Consider the following 18,404-nt stretch of genomic DNA (forward strand, 5'->3'; position numbering starts at 1 on the left):
GTCAGTCAACCCAGCAGCCCTTACAGCCGCTCTTCCTCAAGGCCCAGCTCCAGCCCCGCTTCACGCCCCTGGCTGCCGGTCACCACGGCGGTGCTGGCCAGCTCCGGCTTCAGGTAAGTACTGCCAACCCGCTGCAGGTCTTCCAGGGTGACCTCGGTGACGCGGCGGCGGAACTCCTGCCGTATCTCGTGGGTGCGTCCGTAAAGCTCCGAATGGAAGGCCTTCTTGGCCTCGCCCGCGGGTGAGCCGGGCTTATCGAGCCCGCCGACGACGCCGAGGATGGATTCCTCCACCTGGGATTCCTGGTGTTTGCCGTCCTGCAGCCATTCCAGCGACGCATCGAAGTCCTTGAGGGTATCCGCCATGCGGGGATCGCGATAGGAATAGAAGCGGAACACGCCGATGTTGCTGTCGTGGCTGGCGCCGCCGCCATAGGCGCCGCCCTGTTCGCGAATCGTGCGGTGCAGGAAACCGTTGCGCAGGAAGCCGCCCAGCACTGCCAGCGGCGCCGCGTCCTCGTGCGCCATGGGGACTGTCGCATAGGCCTTGGCGCAGAAGTTGACCTGGCTGTTGGCGAGCCACAGCTGCTGTATGCGGTGCGGGTCAAAAGGCGCGCTGGACAGGCTTGTCTGTGCCTCTGCGCCATTGACCAGAGGCATCAGCGCGTTGCTGAACTGCGACAGCTTGTCATCCTCGCCGATCAGCAGGAAGCGCCGCTCGGCGCTGCGGATCTTGTTGTGGATGGCCTGCAGTTGCCGGGCCAGTTTTTCCAGGGTGTGTTCGCTGTCAAATCCGCGCGTCATCGCTTTCAGCTGCCGCAGCCCAAGCAGGCCCCCGGTGGCATGGCTTTCGAACGCGGCGCGGTTGTAGCCGGCACTGGCGGCGGCCATGGCGAGGGCGTGGCCGTTGCCCACCACCCCCTGCTCGCGGCGGGCGAGGGTCTGCAGCAGCAGCTCCTTGATGCGCGGCAGTTCGTCAAAGCGGACTTCTTCAATGGTGGCCACCATCAGTTCGGTGAGCGCGGCCTGGTTGGCTGCCAGAGCCTTGCCGGATAAAACGAAGTGGCCGTTCAGGTTGTGCAGGTCGTCGATGGCCGTGCGGCTGCTGCTGAAACCGTGCAGGGAACCGGCGACCCGGGTCTGCCACTGCTGCACCTCGAGGTAGTTGCGTTCGCCGAGGCCGACTTCGCTCAGTATCTGGCAATAGTAGGGCAGCAGCTGCTTCTCTTCCTCGGTGAGGTCAGGGAGGGCGCAAACCAGTTGCTGATAGACCAGGCCATTGGTGCCGGCGGCATAGCGGGTCAGCTTCTGTGGGCCCAGTGCAACGGTTTCCCCTTCGACCTTGGGCATTTCCGCCGGGATATCCTCGACGCCGACTTTGGGCAGGATGGAGGGGTCGTCTTCCCGCTGCTGGCGCTCCAGCAGCGCTTTCGCGGTTTCGACGATCTGCTGTTTTTCTTCCTCGCTGAGGCGGGATTTGATTTCCGCCAGGCGCGCTTTTTCAGCCGCCGAACGGCGATCGGCGAGTTCATCATCGGGTGACAGCACCAGGCGCACCCGGTGCGGGTTTTGCAGCAGCAGCTTGCGGGCGGTATCGGCGATAAAGCGCGGGTCTTTGATCTGCTCGCGCAGCTTCTCCAGGGTGGCATCGATATTCAACAGGCCAATGGCATCGCCGCGGTGGGTGGCGCCGGTCAGAGCCGTGAGAATCAGCTGCAGGCCAAAGGGGTAGCCGTCGCCGGTGATCTCGCGCTGTTGCAGTTCCAGCTGATGCAGACTGGCGGCCACCTGCTCGTAGGGGATACCGTTTTTCGCCACGTCTTCGAGCACCGCGATCACCTGCTGTTCGAATTCGTCGGCGCGCTCGCGCTCGCTGCCCTCGATTCCGCACACGAATACCAGTTCGCGCTGGGAATCATCCAGGCCAACAAGAGGCGAGGGGGCGGTGCCAAGGTCGGTGGTTTCCAGCAACTTCATCAGCGGCGAAGCGCTGTTGTCGAGGAGCACACCCGCCAGCAGGTGGGCGGTGAGGGCCTCTTCGAGATCGGTGACATCCCCGAGCAGCCATGCCAGCACAATGTGGGTTTTTTCCTTCAGCCCCTCTTCGCTGCTGAGCGGGTAGTGCTCCTCCACCGCCAGGGGGGCCTGGTAGCGCTTCTCGCGGCCCACGGCGATGATCTTGTCGAGTGGCTCGAACTTGTGCAGCGCCTGTTCCTCGAATACCGCCTGATGCTGCGCCGCCGGAATATCCCCATAGGTCATGAAAATGGCATTACTGGGGTGGTAATGGGTGCGGTAGAAATTCAGCAGCTGTTCGTAGGTGAGGTCGGGAATATCCGCCGGCTCCCCGCCGGAGTTGTAGTGGTAGGTGGTGGTGGGGAACAGATATTTGCTCAGGGTCTGCCAGAGCTGTGAGCCGACGGAGCTCATGGCGCCCTTCATTTCGTTGTACACAACGCCCTTGTACACCAGTTCGCTGTCGGGGTTTTCGCTCTCAGCGAACTCGAGGCGATGGCCTTCCTGGGCGAAGTCGAGCGGGTCGAGCTTGGCGAAGAAGACCGCGTCCAGGTAGACATCCAGCAGGTTGGCGAAATCTTTGCGGTTCTGGCTGGCAAAGGGATAGGCGGTCCAGTCGGAACTGGTGAAGGCGTTCATGAAGGTGTTGAGGGAGCGCCGGATCATCATAAAGAACGGATCGCGCACCGGGTATTTGTCACTGCCACACAGTGCGGTGTGTTCAAGAATATGCGCGACGCCGGTGGAATCGTGGGGCACCGTGCGCAGCGCGACCAGGAATACGTTCTCCGGGTTGTCGGCGGCAATATGGAGGTGCTGGGCGCCGGTCTTGCGGTGGCGATACTCCAATACCTCCACGCCGAGGGATTCGATTTCAGCGCTGGTGACCAGTTCGAAGGCGGGGTGTTCGTTGCTCAAAAGACAGCTCCGTGTGACTTTTTTGCCGGGCGACGCTGATCCAATGGTCGCGGCGCCCGGTCGGGTGCGTTATTCGGTGCCGGGGTTAACATCAAGAGGCCCGTTGCAGGGGCGCTATTCTACCGTTGGCAGACGGCGCAAAAACAGTATTGACAAGGGGACTGTCGCGGCGAAAACTGCGTCGCGACCCGGCAGGGTAAATGTAGACGAACACGGAGAGAGCGGTTGACCTGGTTGGATATCGCCAGCCTAGCTGGTTTTTTTGTTACCTGGGCGGGGTATACGATCTTTGCGCGCAGCCGCGCCAAGGTGGCCTGGTGTCTCGCTTCTTCGCTGCAATGGTATCGGGTGGAGTGGATGCTGCGCATGCTGGATCGTGAGATGCGCATGCCGGATACCGCCATTATCGGCAATCTTGAGCGCGTCATCGGCTTCTTCGCCTCCACCAGTATCCTGATCCTGGCGGGTCTTATCACCGCGCTGACCGCCAACACCACGGCGATCGAGGTGCTGAGTTCCGTGCCTTTTGCTGAGCCGACCTCGGTGTTGCAGTTCGAGCTCAAAGTGCTCCTGCTGATCTTAATTTTTATTTTCGCCTTTTTTAATTTCACCTGGTCGCTGCGTCAGTACTCTTTCGCCAACGTGCTGATTGGTGCGGCCCCGGCCCCGAATTCGGCCGAAATGACCGCGGAAGAACGCCGCCGTTTTGCCATCAGCACGGCCAAAGTCATCGACCAGGCGGGCCATAGCTACAACTATGGCCTGCGCTCTTATTATTTCGCCATGGCGGTCATGGGCTGGTTTATTCACCCGCTGCTCTTTATGGCCGGTTACGTGACGGTGGTTATCGTGCTTTACATGCGCGAGTTCCGCTCCCGCACCCTGCAGTCGATTCTGGCGGCGGAGGGCAAGAGCCTGAACCCGCCGCGGAACAATTAGCATGGGTGTCTGGCAGATAGCCGATCTCTTGGCGCAAGCCCCGCACGCGGGCAGGGTACTGCCGCAGGGGGAGCAAATTCGCTTCACGCAGCGCGGTGGTGCGGCAGGGGAAAGATTGCGCAATACCGATTTGCGGGGATGTGAACACTGATGCAGGACCGCAATTTCGATGACCTGGCGCACCGTTTTCGCAACCGCATCTACGGCGGTCTCAAGGGCGAAGTGCGCCTCGCGGTGCTCAACCGGGATCTGGCGCCGCTCTTGAACCGGAGCGCGCCGCATCTGCGGGTGTTGGACGCGGGCGGCGGCCAGGGGCAGTTTGCTCTGGATCTGGCGGCGGCCGGGCACAGCGTCACCATCGCCGATATCTCCGCCGATATGCTTGAGCAGGCGCGGCTTCAGGCCTGTGAGCGCGGTCTGCAGGGCAGGGTGGCGCTGGTGCACAGCCCTTTGCAGGCGCTGCAGGAGAACCCGGATCACCGGGGCTACGACCTTGTACTGTGTCACGCGGTGCTGGAGTGGCTGGGGGAGCCGCAGGCGGCCATCGGCGCCCTGCGCCAGCTGTTGAAACCGGGCGGGCATCTATCGCTGACCTTCTACAACCGCCGGGCGCTGGAATTTCGTCTGCTGCAAAGGGGCAGTTTTCGCCAGTTGGACAGGAATGTGGAATCCGGCCACTGGGGCGGCCACCCGGGCAGTCTGACGCCGCAGAATCCGCTGCAACTGGAGTGGGTGGAGGATTGGCTGGGGCAGCATGGCTTTGAGATTGTCGGCCACAGCGGTATCCGCTGCTTCCACGACTACATGACGCCGGTTATCCGCGACAAGCTGCCGGCCAGCGCCATTGTGGACAAAGAGCTGGCCTACAGCCGCGTCGATCCCTACCGCCAGCTGGCCCGCTACCAGCATCTGCTGTGCCGCTGCTGAGTCTCGCAGCCGCTTTTTAACCGCAGTTTTTCCGCAGCGGTGCCGCAATCAGTGGCTCTTCAATCAGCTAACTCTTCAGTGCGCGGCTTTTTAATCAGCGGTTTTTCAACTGCGGTGCTTTAACAGGAACGCTTTGGCGCTGTTAATGCGCGCCGCGAGATAATCGCTGCCGCCGCGATCCGGGTGGAGTTTCTGGATCAGCCGGCGGTGGGCGGCGACGATTTCCTCGCGACTGGCACTTTCCTCGATATCGAGGATCCTGAAGGCTTCCGCCGCTGTCATCGGCTGTTCCTGATGCTCGGCGCCGTTGTCGCCGGCGCGCCCGTTACCGCTATTCTGCTGCTGTTTTTGCTGCTGCCGCGCCTTCGCCTGCTGTGCGATCAGTGGCGCCAGCCAGGGCAGATGCCGGGCCAGCCAGCGCACAGTGGTGCCGAGCAGCGGCAGCACCATGGCCACGGCGGCGCCCACCCAGTGCAGCCGACCAGTGATGGCCAGAAGCGCGGCGATCAGCGCAACGGCAATCAGGGACCACTGTAACAGCAGCTTGCGCCTTTGCTGTGGTCGGGCTGCCTCGAATTTGCGCCAGGCAACCAGGGCGCAAATACCGAGGACGATCAGCAGGATAATTCTGGCCACGGGGTGAATTTCTCTCTTTGTGCAGCGGCACATTAGGTTATCAGATGTCGATGCGGAAACCGACGGCAATTCTGTCTGTCTCTCTGTCATGTCGGCAAAAAGCTGGTCAAGTGGAATGCTGGATCGAAGCGTTTTTGGCCAATGCCGTTTCGGCAATTGCCGTGAAGGACCAGCCCAAGGCCGCTCTGTTTATGGGCCGCGCGGGGAATATTGAATTTGAATCTCGCCACTCAGGGTAGGGCTGCGGCTGGAAAACCTCCCTATAGGCTATACACTTGCGCTCCGTGGAACCCAATTGAAACCAAATGCATTGAGGGGACGTAACAAAAAAATGTCGAGTGAAAACCACACGCGCGAGCTGTTTGGTTTGGTGGTGCGCCAGAATGCCCACCCGGATATGCGGCGGTTGAGACGGGAAGCTGGGGACCCAAGCCTGCATGGCAACAAATTCTGGAAAAGTTCCTGCCTGACCATGGACTACCTGAAACGGCATCCGCTCGAGCGCGGTGCCCGGGTACTCGATCTGGGTTGCGGCTGGGGGCTGGGGGGAATCTTCTGTGCAAAACAGTTTGCGGCCAGAGTCACCGGTCTCGATGCCGACCCCAGTGTGTTTCCTTTTCTCGACTACCATGCCCAGCTCAATGAGGTGTCGGTGGATACCTGGCGCTGCCGCTACGAGCGGGTCACCACCGCTGATCTGTCCCGTTTTGACGCGGTGATCGGTACCGATATTTGCTTCTGGGATAAGCTGGAACCGGCACTCTACAATTTGACCCGTCGCGCGCTGAAAGCGGGTGTCTCTCGTGTAGTGCTGGCCGATCCCGGCCGATCGCCTTTCCGCCGTCTGGCGGAGCGCGCCGAGGAAAAGCTGGGAGCGGAATACCGGGAGTGGGAGGTGCGCCGGCCCATGAAGGCCAGTGGATGTCTGATGATTGCCGGTGACACCGGCGCTAGAGGTTAACTAATGCAGCAATACGACAAGTTCAAGATGCCCTGTGCGGACCAGATCCTGCCCGGCCGCCCGGAGCCGATGGAGATTAGCAACCAGCACTATGTCAACGGCAACCCGTTGAAGGCGCCTTTTCCCGAGGGGATGAAGCAGGCGGTTTTCGGTATGGGCTGTTTCTGGGGCGCGGAGCGCCTGTTCTGGGAAATGGAGGGTGTCTACGCCACCGCCACCGGTTATTCCGATGGCTGTACCGAGAACCCCAATTACGATGAGGTTTGCAGCGGCCGCACCGGCCACGCCGAGGTGGTGCTGGTGGTCTACGACCCGGCTAAAGTCAGTTACCAAGATCTGCTGCAGGCCTTCTGGGAAAATCACGATCCCACCCAGGGTATGCGCCAGGGCAACGATCTGGGTACCCAGTATCGCTCCTGCATTTTCTGCTTTGACGAGGCGCAGCTTGAGCAGGCCAAAAACAGCAAGGAGGCGTTCCAGCAGTCGCTGACGGAGAAAGGTCTCGGTGAGATCACCACCGAAATCGCCATGGCCAACCCGTTCTACTACGCCGAAGATTATCACCAGCAGTATCTGGCCAAAAACCCGGGCGGTTACTGCGGCCTGGCCGGCACCGGCGCCTGTCTGATCCGCTAAATAAGCTGCGCCACTGGCAGTTTAGGAGGCGTGTGGGCGTTCTTGGGCGCGCATTACTGATTCAGCAAACGGTCTCATTAAAAAAAGCGCACACCCCTTGGGGCTGTGCGCTTTTTTTGTGCCTGTACCATCCGGCGGCGTCTGCACGATGAAATGTGCCCGCGGCGGTTAGGGTGGGCATCGGCGGCGCCACAGGGTATCGATAGCGCGGTGCTGTTAGAAATCTCTATCAGAGAGTCAGATACCGCCGAGAGGCAGCCATGTTGCAGCCGGAGTTTCTGTGAATGCCTCGGGGGGATTGCCGCTGTAGTCCTCAGATGAGTCGGCTGTGGAATACCGCTCAGTTGCCTGTTCGGGAGTCTCTTGGGGAGCTTGTTGAGGTGTCGCGGGCAGGGCACTGTCCTCATTGCTGTCGGATTCCCCTTGGCGCTGTGCGGGAACCTGCTGGGCCTTGATTTCATCTGCGCGGCACTGTTGAACCCCCTCGGTCGCGTCGGCATCGGGCGCGTCGAGAAAACGCGCGGCGGCGTACTCGGCGCAGTTACTGGCGGAGATCACATCGTGTGCCAGCTTGGGGAACAGCAGCCACTGGTGATTGGGCAGGGCCTTTCGCGCCCGCTCGGCGTCCTTGGCATTCAGTACCGGGTCCAGTGCGCCGTGCAGGATCAGGGCTGGCGCCGGCGCCGAGATGGGTTCTGCCTCAAGGCGGCCGGCGGGGGGAATGGCCCAGATGCGGCACTGCAGCTGCATCACCTCCAGGTCCTTGCGCACGGCACTGCCGAGGATGCCGGTTTCCTCCGCCTGCAGGCGCGCTTCGTGGAAGTCGACAAACGGCGCCTCTTCGTAGCAGAAATGGCTGATGCCGGCAGCATCGCCAAAATACGGGTCGAGGATGATGGCCATAAAACTGCTTACGGCCTCGCGGGCGGGAGCCGGGTCGCCTTTTTCCAGGCCCTCGATTACCGCCGGCAGTTCGGGGTAAAAGCCCTCGTCATAGAGGGCCTGAAACAACACGCGCAACAGCCGCTGGCCGGTCATCACAAAAGGAAATTCGGCATCGGCGAAGGGGTGCTCGATGGATACGGTCACCGGTGTCTGGTCCAGTTGCGCCACTAAATTTTCCAGGCGCTGGCGCAGATTGGGGTAGCGGCTGGCGCAGTGCTTTTCCTTGCTGCAGAAGTTGATCCCGCGCTTGTAGGCGGCGAGGGAGTCGCCGGCGAGCTGCTGGATATAGGGGATATCCGGGAAGACGGCGCTGTTCAGAACCAGCGCGTGCACGGACTCGGGAAAATCCCGCGCCAGGGTCAGGGCGTAGCGGGAGGCGTAGGAGACCCCATACAGGTTGAGCTTTTCCAGGCCCAGCGCCTTGCGCAGGGCCTCCACATCCCGGGCCACGGCACTGCTGTTGTACTGGGCCAGGTCGGCCTCTGAGCTCAGGCGGCTGTAGCAGCGCTCGAGACTGAAGGTGAAAACCCGGGCTTCCTCGTCCGCGGTCAGCGGTCTCTGGTAGGCGGCCGAAGCATCCTCGATAAACTCCGCGCAGGACAGCCGCGGCTCCGCCATACCGGTGCCGCGGGGGTCGATCACGATCAGGTCGCGACCGTTTTCCACCGTCATGGTGGCGTAATTGATCCACAGCCACTCGCTGGCGTTCTCAGGCTCCAGTCCCATGCTGGCGCCCGGCCCGCCGGCGCCGAGGTGCAGGAGAGGGAATTTATCCGGGTTCTTCTCATTGGCGATAAAGCGCACCACAGGAAAGCGGATTTTGCGCCCCTCGGGGTCCGCGTGGTTCTCCGGCACTTCCATCATGAAGCACTGGGTCACCGGCCAGCTGTTGTCCACCTCAAACCAGCAGGGTCGGGCCTCCAGGCTTGCCGCTTCCTCCCCACTTTTCCCCACTGTTGAATCACCGCGCTGGCAGGCGGCCAGCGGCAGCAGCAGTGATAGCAGAAGGACTTTCCAAGCAAGGGAATCATTCACAGCGTTATTCCATATCCGGCGCCGGGCGCCTTGTGTTAACCGTGTTTGCCAAACCGGGCGATGGGTGCGGAGAGGTTCCAGCGCAATGCGGCGAGGCGGATCGACAGGGTGACGAGGATCGCGATGGCCGCGACCAGCTCGCCGGGCAGGGTGCCACTGGCATCCAGCAGTACCAGTACCGCCGCGCCACTGAGGGCGGCGGTGGCATAGATCTCGCGGCGCAGCAGGAGGGGGATGTCTCCGGCCAGCAGGTCGCGGATCAGGCCGCCAAAAGTACCGGTCATCACCCCCATGACAATAGCGATGGTGGGGGAGTGGCCCAGGGCCAGCACCTTCTGGGTGCCAATCACCACAAACACCGCCAGCCCCATGGCATCGGCGGTCATCAGCAGGCGCATGGGCACCTGAAGGTAGCGAATCAGGTAAAAGCTGACCACGCCGGTGATGCTTGCCAGCCAGAGATAGTGGCTGTCGTGCAGCCAGAAAACCGGCACGTTGAGAATCATGTCCCGCAGGGTGCCGCCGCCGGTGGCGGTGACGCAGGCCAGCACCACCGCACCGAACAGGTCCATCTGCTTATGGCCTGCGGCGAGAACACCGGTAAAGGCGAAAACTGCGATACCGATCAGGTCGCACCAGAAGAGCAGCTGTTCCATAGGGCGTCACGGCATCTCGGGTCAGGGAAGACGGGGTTGAGACGCTGATGGTAGAGGGAGAACCGACGCCTGTCACCACTAGTGGTGCAGGCGCCGCAGGGGCGTTAGAAGAAAGCCTGCAGGCCGGTCTGGGCGCGGCCGAGGATCAGGGCATGCACGTCGTGGGTGCCCTCATAAGTGTTGACTGCTTCCAGGTTCATCACGTGGCGAATCACATGGAACTCGTCGGCGATGCCGTTGCCGCCGTGCATGTCGCGGGCCACCCGGGCAATGTCCAGAGACTTGCCGCAGTTGTTGCGCTTCACAAGCGAGATCATGGTGGGGTCGAAGTCTTTCGCCTCATCCATGATGCGGCCAACGCGCAGGGAGGCCTGCAGGCCGAGGGTGATTTCCGTCTGCATATCGGCCAGCTTCTTCTGGAACAGCTGCGTCTGCGCCAGCGGGCGCTCGAACTGTTTGCGGTCCAGGCCATACTGGCGGGCCGCGTGCCAGCAGAATTCTGCGGCGCCGATCGCACCCCAGGAAATGCCGTAGCGGGCGCGGTTCAGGCAGCCGAACGGGCCGCGCAGGCCACCGATATGCGGGAATTTGTTTTCTTCCGGCACGAACACATTGTCCATGACGATTTCGCCGGTGATGGAGGCGCGCAGGGAGAACTTGCCTTCGATCTTGGGTGCGCTCAGCCCCTCCATGCCCTTGTCGAGGATGAAGCCGCGAATGATGCCCTCGTCATCCTTGGCCCAGACGACGAATACGTCGGCGATGGGGCTGTTGGTGATCCACATCTTGGAGCCGGTGAGGCGGTAGCCGCCATCGACCTTCTTGGCGCGGGTCTTCATGCCGCCGGGATCGGAACCGGCATCCGGCTCGGTCAGGCCGAAACAGCCGACCCATTCACCGGTGGCCAGTTTCGGCAGGTATTTCTCTTTCTGCGCCTCGCTGCCGTAGGCGGAGATGGGGTGCATCACCAGGCTCGACTGGACGCTCATGGCGGAGCGGTAGCCGGAGTCCACACGCTCCACTTCGCGGGCCACCAGGCCATAGGAGACATAGTTGAGGCCGGCGCAACCGTAGCCCTCAATGGTTGAACCCAGCAGGCCCAGCGCACCCATCTCGCTCATGATTTCACGGTCGAAGATTTCGTGCCGGTTCGCTTCCAGAACGCGCGGCATCAGCTGTGACTGACAGTATTCGCGCGCGGTGTCGCGGACCATGCGCTCTTCGTCGGTGAGCTGCTGGTCCAGCAGCAGGATATCGTCCCAGTGGGCTAGGGGTTGGTGCTTGCTCATTATTCGTCTCGTCTACCTTTGCTTCAGTGGCAGCCGGGTCTAGCACCCGGGATTTGCATGGTAATCCGTTGCTTCGCGAAGCCACAGGGCTGGCCTGATTGGCAGGGTGCGGGGCAACGTGGCGGATGAGTGATCGCTCTGAATTTGTGATCACTATTTTCCGGCGGTGGCTATGATACCCAAGTCAGCACGGAAGGGCACTCCCCTTTTGGCGCTAAGCGACCTTCTCTGCTGACTATAAACGGGCGTTTATTTTCCTGAGGCGTCCAGCTGCTGCCCGATACTTGAAAAGCGTTTTTAGCCCATTGAGTCAATCAGCCAGGTGGTGTTTTTGTCTGCTTTGCGCATTCTGCTCATTGTTCTGCCGTTACTGTCGGCCTGTGCGGTGCCGCTGCCCGCCGGTTTGCCGCAGGCAGCGCTGGGCCTGCCGGAAAGGTTTGGCGAATCGGGGACTGCGACTCCAGATCAGCGCTGGTGGCACAGCTTCCGCGATCGGCAAATGGACCTGCTGGTGCAGCTGGCTTTGCGCGACAGCCCGGACCTGCGCGCGGCACTGTGGCGGCTGGAGCAGGCAGCCGCAGTGGCCCGCGGCGCCAGATCCGGCTTCTGGCCGCAGCTGAGCGGGGCACTGGAGCACAGTGATCAGCGCCGCTCCGAGCGCAGCGATTTCGATTTCTCCGGCGGCGAAAACGAGGGCGGCAGCTGGAACGGGCGGCTGGCGGCCACTTATGAAATCGACCTGTGGGGCCGTGTCAGGGCGGGGGCCAGTGCCGCGGAGGCGGCGCGTCTCGCCAGCGAAGAGGCCCTGCAGGTGGCCGCGCTCAGCCTGGCCTCGGAAGTTGCCAGCACCTGGCTGCAACTGCGCGAGCAGTGGGGGCAGCGGGATCTTCTGCAGCAGCAGCTGGATATCAACCGCACCACGCTGCGGGTCCTGGAGCTGCGTTTTGGCGGCGGTATCAGCGCTGCGGCGGATGTTTTGCAGCAGCGCCAGCTGGTGGAACAGTCCCAGCAGGAACTGGCCGCTACCGCCTTCAACATCCGGGCACTCAAAGTCCAGTTGGCCACGCTATGCGGGACCACCGCCGGCGAGCTGGAAGCGCAGCTGGCCCCCAAAACCGGTTTGCCGCCGCTGCCCGCTCTACCGGATACCGGGGTGCCCGCCAATCTCTTGCTGCGGCGGCCGGACGTGCTGGAAGCCCAGCGCAACCTGCTGCAGGGCTACTATCTTGCCGAACAGGCCTGGGCGGAGCGGCTGCCGGTCATCAGCCTTTCCGGCCTCTACAGTGGCGGCGGCCCCTCCATCAGCGATATCACCCGGGACTGGCTGCTGACCCTGGCGGCCGCCGCCGAGGGGGTGATTTTCGATGGCGGCCGGCTGTCCGCGGACAAACAGCGCCAGCAGGCGCTGGAGCAGGAGCGCTGGGCGCAGTTGCGCAGCGTGGTGCTGGCCGCCCTGTCGGAGGTGGAGCAGGCTCTGATACAGGAGCAGGCAGTGCGGCAGCGGCTGCAATTCCTGCGGGAGCGCGCGCGGATCTCCGACCTTTTGGTGGTGCGCCAGCGGCGCGCATACAGCCGCGGTGCGGTGGATTTCCTCAATGTGCTGACCGCCACCAACGAGCAGCAGAGCCTGGAGCGACAAATGCTGAGCGCCCAGCGCGAGCTGATTGAAAACCGGGTTTTGCTCTACCGGGCCCTCTCCGGTGGCGTCCCCGGCGAGGACCTGCCGCAGGCGCAACCCGTGGAGCTTAAGCGCTACCGGCAGGAGGGCGGCTGATGTCCAACTGGCGCAAGCGCATCAGCCGTTTCAACTGGAATTTTGTGCTGCCCATCGGCCTGCTGGTGGCGGCGGCTTTTATCGCCAGCTGGCTGCTGCGGGAAAAGCCCAGCATGTCTCGCACCGCAGGCCCGCCTCCCGCGCCTTTAGTTGAGGTGGCTACCGCCGAGCGCGGCCAGTACCCGGTGACCGTGGAGGCGCTCGGGCTTGTGCGCGCGCGGGAAACCGTCGATCTGGAGCCGCAGGTGCAGGGCAGTGTGGAGTGGCTCGACTATGAGCTGGATCAGGGCTCGACGGTGCCCGCCGGGCGTCTGCTGGCAAAAATCGACCCCGAGCCCTACCAGCTGGCCCTGCGCACCGCCGGCAGCACTCTGGCGGAACGGCGCGCGGAACTGCAGCAGGAACTGGGGCAGCAACAGGTGGCGGAGGAGGAATACGAACTGCTCGGCCGCTCGCTGCCGGATGCGGACAGGGCGCTGGTATTGCGCGAACCGCAGTTGGCCATGGCCCAGGCGCGGGTGGCTGCCGCCGAGGTGGCGGTGAGCCTGGCAGAGCGGGATCTACGCCTGACGGAAATCCGCTCGCCCCTGAATGCGCTGCTGGTGAGTCGCAGTGTGGATATCGGTGACCGGGTCGGCCCGGGTTCGGTGCTCTATCGGCTGGCGGGAACGGACGTATTCCAGATCGCGGTGGAAATCCCCGCGGTACAGTTGTCGCGCCTGCGCCGCGAGGGGGCCGAGGTGCGGATTCACGGCAGCCAGTGGCCCGAGGGCCGTTATCGTCGCGGCCGCCTGATACGGCTGATTCCGGTATTGGAAGAGCAGGGGCGGCTGGCGCGGGTGCTGGTGGAGCTTGAGGACCCGCTTGCCCTGGAGCTGGTGTCCGAACCCCGGCTGCTGCTGAACGACCTCGCCAGAGTGGTTATCGTCAGCCCACCCGAACGCGATCGTGTGCGGATTCCCCTCACCGCGCTGCAGGACGGTGGGCGGGTATGGATTGTGCGCGACGGGCGCATCGAAGTGCGGCCGGTCGAGCTGGCCTATCTCAGTGGCGATTACGCGGTGCTGGAGGCGGGGCTGAATGGCGGCGAGGCGCTGGTCACCACCCGTCTCAACACCGTCACCGACGGCATGCGGGTACGCCAGCGCGAGGCACCTGAGGGAGGAGGCGAGGGTGGAAAAGGCGGTGACAGCGCTAAAGACTCTGAGGCTGCAGCCGCTAAAGAAGGTAAACACACCGGGGAAATAAACAAGGGCGAAACCAAAGGCACCACACCCCCACCGGCGGGAGTGCGGCAATGAGCGGCAGCGAGCGCCAAAGGCCACAGGCCCGCGAGCCCGTGAAGCTGCACGGCGGAGCCATCGCCTGGATGGCGCACAACCACGTCACCGCCAATCTGCTGATGCTGGTGCTGATTCTCGGCGGGCTGGTGTCCGCCAGTCAGGTGAAGAAAGAGGTCTTCCCTGACTTCAGTCTCGATATGGTCACCGTGCAGGTTTCCTATCCCGGTGCCAGCCCCGAGGAGGTGGAGCGCGGCGTGCTGGTGGCAATCGAGCAGGCGGTGCAGGGCATCGCCGGCATCAGTGAGATGCGCGGCACGGCCAGCGAGGGAGCCGCCACCCTGACCCTGGAACTGGATGAGGACGTCGATGGCGGCAAGGTCTATCAGGATATTCAGCAGGCCATCGACCGTATCAGCACTTTTCCCGACGACATCGAGCGGCCGCAGGTGAGCCTCGCCGACCACCAGCGGGATGTACTCGACCTGGTGGTGCACGGCGATGTGGACCCGCAGGCGCTGCGCGCAATCACCATGCAACTCTACGAGCAGCTGCAGGCCCACCCCGAAATTACCGCGCTGGAAAGCTACGGCGTGCGCGATTTTGAAGTGGCGGTGGAAATGAGCCGCGAGAACCTGCGCCGCTATGGCTTGTCGCTGCCGCAGGTGGCGCAACTGATTCGCGACTCCGCCGTGGACGTGCCGGCCGGCGCGGTAAAAACCGAAGCCGGTGAGGTGCTGGTGCGGGTCACAGAGCGCCGTGACTGGGCCAAGGAGTTCGGCGAGCTGGTAGTGGTGCAGGCGGAAGGGGGCGGCACCGTGCGGCTGGGGGATATCGCCGGGGTTCGCGACGCCCTGGTAGATGAACCGCGCAATATGCAGTTCAACGGCCAGCCGGCGATGGGCATCGATGTTTTTCGCGTGGGGCGGCAGACGCCCATGAGCGTCAGCGAGGCGACCCGGGAAGTGCTGGCGGAGGTGCGGCCCACACTGCCGGACGGAGTGGAGATCAGTATCCGCGATGACGACTCGGAGATTTTCCGCGAGCGGCTTTCGCTGCTTTTGAAGAACGGCTTTATCGGCCTGCTTCTTGTGTTTGTGCTGCTGGGGGCCTTTCTGGAATTGCGGCTGGCATTCTGGGTCACCCTCGGTATTCCCACCAGTTTTCTCGGCGCGCTGCTGTTTCTGCCGGCGATGGATGTTTCCATCAATATGGTGAGTATGTTCGCCTTTATTATCGCGCTGGGAATCGTGGTGGATGATGCGATCATCGCAGGAGAAAATATCTATGAATGGCGGCGGCTCGGTTACAGCAATCTGGAAGCCGCCATTGCCGGCGCGCGCCAGGTGGCGGTGCCGCTTACCTTTGCCATCCTGACCAATATCGTCGCCTTTATTCCGCTGATGTATCTGCCCGGGTTTATGGGCAAGATCTTCGGCATTATTCCCCTGGTGGTGGGGTCGGTGTTTGTGATTTCCTGGGTGGAGGCACTGTTTATCCTGCCCGCGCATCTCGCGTATTCGCGCCGCCATTATCGCAGTCCCCGCACCCGCAGATTGGCCGCCAGGCAGAAAATCCTCGCCCGCGGCCTGGATCGTTTTGTCGAGCGGCGCTTCAAACCATTTCTGGACCTGTGTATCCGCCACCGTTACACCACTATCGCGCTGGCACTGGCGGTGCTGATGGTGGTCAGCGGCTATGCCGCCAGCGGTCGCATGGGTTTTACCCTGTTGCCGCGAGTGGAGCGGGACTCCGGTCGGGTGCAGGTTAATTTTCCCGCGGGCACCGCTGAGCAGCAGCTGGAGCGTGCCCGCACGCAGATTACCGGCGCCGCCGAGCGGGTGCTTGAGCAGTTGGGGGGCGGGAATGTTCTGCTCGGGGTGCGCGGCCTGATTCGCGATAACACGGTACAGGTGGATGTCTATCTGGTGCCGAGCGACCAGCGCACCTTTACCACCGGGGAATTTGTCCGCGCCTGGCGCAGTGAAGTGGGCTCGTTGCCCGGTGCCCTCAGCTCCACTTTCGCCGCCGACCGTGGCGGCCCGGGGGCGGGGCCGGCACTCACGGTTGAGTTGCGCCACACCGATACCCGAACGCTGGAAGAGGTTGCCGAGCGGCTGGCCGCCGCGCTGGAGGGGTTCCCCAGTGTGAGCGATATCGACCCCGGTATCTCCCTGGGCAAGCAGCAGCTGGATCTCACCCTCACCGACACCGCCGAGAGCCTCGGCCTGACCGCCGAGGAAATTGGCCGGCAGCTGCGCGCCTCGATATACGGCGCCGAGGCCCTGCGGCAGCAGCGCGGACGGGACGAGGTTAACGTCATGGTGCGCCTGCCGGAAGCCCAGCGCGGCTCCCGCGATGATATCTCCAGCATCATGATCCAGGCGCCGGGAAATATCTGGCTGCCACTACCGGATCTGGTGGTGATTGAGCCGGGCCGGGCCTATGCGGGTATCAGCCGCCGCGAAGGACGGCGGGTGATGACAGTCACCGCCAATGTCGAGCCGGCGGACCAGGCGGCGCTGGTGATCAATGAACTGGAGCGGAGCATCGTGCCGCAACTAAAAGCGGAGTACGCTGGGCTGAGTATTTCCTATGAAGGGCGACAGGCGGAGGAACGGCAGGGGCTGGCGGCACTGGGGCTGACGTTTGGCCTGACCATGGCGGTGCTGTATCTCTTGCTGGCGATTCCGCTCAAAAGCTACATACAGCCGCTGACGGTAATGGTGGCCATCCCCTTTGGCATCATCGGCGCGGTGCTGGGGCACCTGATCATGGGTTACGGGCTGAGCATGGTCAGCCTGTTGGGCATAGTGGCTCTGGCCGGTGTGGTGATCAACGATACCCTGGTGATGATCGAGTATGGCAATCGCCTGCGGGAGCAGGGGGTGGAAGTGACCGAGGCGATCAAACAGGCGGCGGCGCGGCGCTTCCGGCCGATTATTCTCACTACCGTAACCACCTTCTGCGGGCTGATGCCGATGATCTTCGAAACCTCGGTACAGGCGCGGTTTCTGATTCCCATGGCCATTTCCCTCGGCTACGGCATTCTCGCCGCGACCACCATCTCCCTGCTGCTGGTTCCCTGCCTGTACCTGATGTTCGCCCGCGATATTCCGCTGTTCTTCGGTCTTCGCGGCCGCGCCGCTCTCGCCGAGAGTTAAAGCCCCTGCAGTATCAGTCCCGCCGCAATGCGTCCTTGATGGCGATGGGGTTGGGGAAATTCATCACCACGATATAGGACGACACCAGGAAGGTGAGGATCGCTGTTGCTTGAATCAGGTGCGAGGCGCCGCTGCCGATCAGCTGCTGGCTGGTGGCGAGGAAGGCGATCAGCAGGGAGAACTCGCTGATCTGGCCGAGCCGGAAACCGAGGTCCCAGGAAAGGACTTTCTGCTCACTCTGGTTGCCGAGCAGCAGGCGGAACACCAGCGGCTTGATTGTCAGCACGGCCGCGGCGGTGACCAGTGCCGGCACAGCGATTTCCGGCAGCATCGACAGCTTGAACTGGGCGCCGATACTGAAAAAGAACAGGATCAGGAAAAAGTCCCGCAGGGGCTTCAGGCTGAGGGCGATGTACTGGGAAATGGGGCTGGTGGCCAGCGAGATCCCGGCGATGAAAGCGCCGATTTCCCGCGACAGGCCGAAAATTTCCGCCAGTTCCGCCAGGCCCAGACACCAGCCGAGCGCCAGCAGAAAGACATATTCGTGGAAGCGGTCGAAGCGGCTGAACAGGGGCAGCAGGATATATTTCACCGCAAGCCAGGCCACCAGCACCAGCATCGGCAGGGCGGCGAAGGAGAGTCCCAGCTGGGCGAAATTCACCTGGCCGCTGCTGCCGCTCAGCAGGATCATCAGGCAGGCGATGGCGACAAAATCCTGAAACAGCAACAGCCCCACCATCAGTTCACCGAGGTGCTTGTGATGCAGCACCGTCGTGGGGAGCAGCTTGATGCCGATGATGGTGCTGGAGAACATCATCGCCATTCCGATCACCAGGGATTCGACCGTGGTAAAGCCGAACAGCTGACCCAGACTGTAACCGAGGCCGAGAAAAATCGCGCAGCTGACAATGCCGACAAAAGTGGCTTTGCGGATGACCGACATCAGCGCCTGCGGCTGCATATCCAGCCCCAGCAGGAACAGCAGGAAGATAATGCCCACCGTGGACATATCGGCGAGCAGCTGCACATTGTTCACCACCCCGAACACCGACGGGCCGAGCAGCACACCGAGGGCAATATAGGCCACCAGCAGCGGCTGCCGCCCGTAGAGCGCCAGCGTGGCCAGAAGCGCCGCGCCGCTGAAAATCAGGAAGAAAGATTGAAAGAGGGAGGTTTCCGCCACTGCACGTCCTTGTTTTGCGTTCTGCGTTTTACGGCTTTGTTGCATT

Annotated in this window: 13 protein-coding genes; 7 read left to right on the top strand and 6 right to left on the bottom strand. The window is 62.7% G+C overall.

Annotated elements, in window-relative coordinates:
- Positions 1-20: 20 nt before the first annotated feature.
- On the bottom strand, positions 21-2,933 hold the full coding sequence (locus ABEA58_RS05400) for an insulinase family protein (RefSeq protein WP_345549556.1): 2,913 nt from the start codon (positions 2,931-2,933) through the stop codon (positions 21-23).
- 225 nt (positions 2,934-3,158) lie between these two features.
- On the opposite strand from ABEA58_RS05400, the gene ABEA58_RS05405 reads away from it, so the two are divergent.
- Together ABEA58_RS05405 and ABEA58_RS05410 are read left to right on the top strand one after the other, a co-directional pair.
- The gene (locus tag ABEA58_RS05405) at positions 3,159-3,872 is read left to right on the top strand and encodes a DUF599 domain-containing protein (RefSeq protein ID WP_345549557.1); all 714 of its coding nucleotides are present in this window, start codon (positions 3,159-3,161) and stop codon (positions 3,870-3,872) included.
- Positions 3,873-4,022: 150 nt separating this feature from the next.
- The gene (locus tag ABEA58_RS05410) at positions 4,023-4,799 is read left to right on the top strand and encodes a methyltransferase (RefSeq protein ID WP_345549559.1); all 777 of its coding nucleotides are present in this window, start codon (positions 4,023-4,025) and stop codon (positions 4,797-4,799) included.
- Positions 4,800-4,904: 105 nt separating this feature from the next.
- Here the strand turns inward: ABEA58_RS05410 and ABEA58_RS05415 are convergent, their stop codons facing one another.
- Complete coding sequence (locus ABEA58_RS05415) at positions 4,905-5,435, bottom strand: J domain-containing protein (protein WP_345549561.1); 531 nt, start codon at positions 5,433-5,435, stop codon at positions 4,905-4,907.
- Positions 5,436-5,766: 331 nt separating this feature from the next.
- Here ABEA58_RS05415 and ABEA58_RS05420 point away from each other — a divergent pair, with 331 nt between their 5' ends.
- Positions 5,767-6,396: a class I SAM-dependent methyltransferase gene (locus ABEA58_RS05420; protein WP_345549563.1), complete on the top strand. Its 630-nt coding sequence runs from the start codon at positions 5,767-5,769 to the stop codon at positions 6,394-6,396.
- A gap of 3 nt (positions 6,397-6,399) precedes the next feature.
- Positions 6,400-7,032, top strand: a complete 633-nt coding sequence (msrA, locus tag ABEA58_RS05425; protein WP_345549564.1) for a peptide-methionine (S)-S-oxide reductase MsrA — start codon at positions 6,400-6,402, stop codon at positions 7,030-7,032.
- A 237-nt stretch (positions 7,033-7,269) separates the two neighbouring features.
- On the opposite strand, the gene ABEA58_RS05430 is transcribed toward msrA, so the two are convergent.
- From ABEA58_RS05430 to ABEA58_RS05440, 3 genes are all read right to left on the bottom strand, one after another.
- On the bottom strand, positions 7,270-9,012 hold the full coding sequence (locus ABEA58_RS05430; protein WP_345549566.1) for an alpha/beta fold hydrolase: 1,743 nt from the start codon (positions 9,010-9,012) through the stop codon (positions 7,270-7,272).
- Positions 9,013-9,047: 35 nt separating this feature from the next.
- Positions 9,048-9,668: a trimeric intracellular cation channel family protein gene (locus ABEA58_RS05435; RefSeq protein ID WP_345549568.1), complete on the bottom strand. Its 621-nt coding sequence runs from the start codon at positions 9,666-9,668 to the stop codon at positions 9,048-9,050.
- A 104-nt stretch (positions 9,669-9,772) separates the two neighbouring features.
- Positions 9,773-10,957, bottom strand: coding sequence for an acyl-CoA dehydrogenase (locus tag ABEA58_RS05440; protein WP_345549570.1), 1,185 nt, complete (start codon positions 10,955-10,957; stop codon positions 9,773-9,775).
- A gap of 331 nt (positions 10,958-11,288) precedes the next feature.
- Here ABEA58_RS05440 and ABEA58_RS05445 point away from each other — a divergent pair, with 331 nt between their 5' ends.
- Genes ABEA58_RS05445 through ABEA58_RS05455 form a run of 3 tightly spaced genes read left to right on the top strand, consistent with a single transcriptional unit; the run spans position 11,289 to position 17,175 of the window.
- Entirely contained in the window at positions 11,289-12,731 is a 1,443-nt protein-coding gene (locus ABEA58_RS05445) for an efflux transporter outer membrane subunit (protein ID WP_345549571.1), read from the top strand.
- Entirely contained in the window at positions 12,731-14,032 is a 1,302-nt protein-coding gene (locus ABEA58_RS05450; RefSeq protein WP_345549573.1) for an efflux RND transporter periplasmic adaptor subunit, read from the top strand. Before ABEA58_RS05445 ends, ABEA58_RS05450 begins: the two co-directional genes overlap by 1 nt.
- Positions 14,029-17,175 (top strand): efflux RND transporter permease subunit, encoded by a 3,147-nt coding sequence (locus ABEA58_RS05455; protein WP_345549574.1) that lies wholly within the window; start codon positions 14,029-14,031, stop codon positions 17,173-17,175. Before ABEA58_RS05450 ends, ABEA58_RS05455 begins: the two co-directional genes overlap by 4 nt.
- A gap of 13 nt (positions 17,176-17,188) precedes the next feature.
- On the opposite strand, the gene ABEA58_RS05460 is transcribed toward ABEA58_RS05455, so the two are convergent.
- Positions 17,189-18,358 carry a cation:proton antiporter domain-containing protein gene (locus tag ABEA58_RS05460; protein WP_345549577.1) on the bottom strand — a complete coding sequence of 390 codons (1,170 nt, stop codon included), beginning with the start codon at positions 18,356-18,358 and terminating at the stop codon, positions 17,189-17,191.
- Positions 18,359-18,404 lie beyond the last annotated feature (46 nt).

Origin of the sequence: Microbulbifer aestuariivivens, assembly GCF_039545115.1 — a bacterium.
Lineage (GTDB): Bacteria > Pseudomonadota > Gammaproteobacteria > Pseudomonadales > Cellvibrionaceae > Microbulbifer > Microbulbifer aestuariivivens.

What these genes read in the sequence shown, in the direction of transcription:
- ABEA58_RS05450 (WP_345549573.1), top strand. Translation starts at nt 12,731, where the DNA reads ATGTCCAACTGGCGCAAGCGCATCAGCCGTTTCAACTGGAATTTTGTG.
- msrA (WP_345549564.1), top strand. Translation starts at nt 6,400, where the DNA reads ATGCAGCAATACGACAAGTTCAAGATGCCCTGTGCGGACCAGATCCTG.
- ABEA58_RS05410 (WP_345549559.1), top strand. Translation starts at nt 4,023, where the DNA reads ATGCAGGACCGCAATTTCGATGACCTGGCGCACCGTTTTCGCAACCGC.
- ABEA58_RS05420 (WP_345549563.1), top strand. Translation starts at nt 5,767, where the DNA reads ATGTCGAGTGAAAACCACACGCGCGAGCTGTTTGGTTTGGTGGTGCGC.
- ABEA58_RS05440 (WP_345549570.1), bottom strand. Translation starts at nt 10,957, where the DNA reads ATGAGCAAGCACCAACCCCTAGCCCACTGGGACGATATCCTGCTGCTG.
- ABEA58_RS05435 (WP_345549568.1), bottom strand. Translation starts at nt 9,668, where the DNA reads ATGGAACAGCTGCTCTTCTGGTGCGACCTGATCGGTATCGCAGTTTTC.
- ABEA58_RS05455 (WP_345549574.1), top strand. Translation starts at nt 14,029, where the DNA reads ATGAGCGGCAGCGAGCGCCAAAGGCCACAGGCCCGCGAGCCCGTGAAG.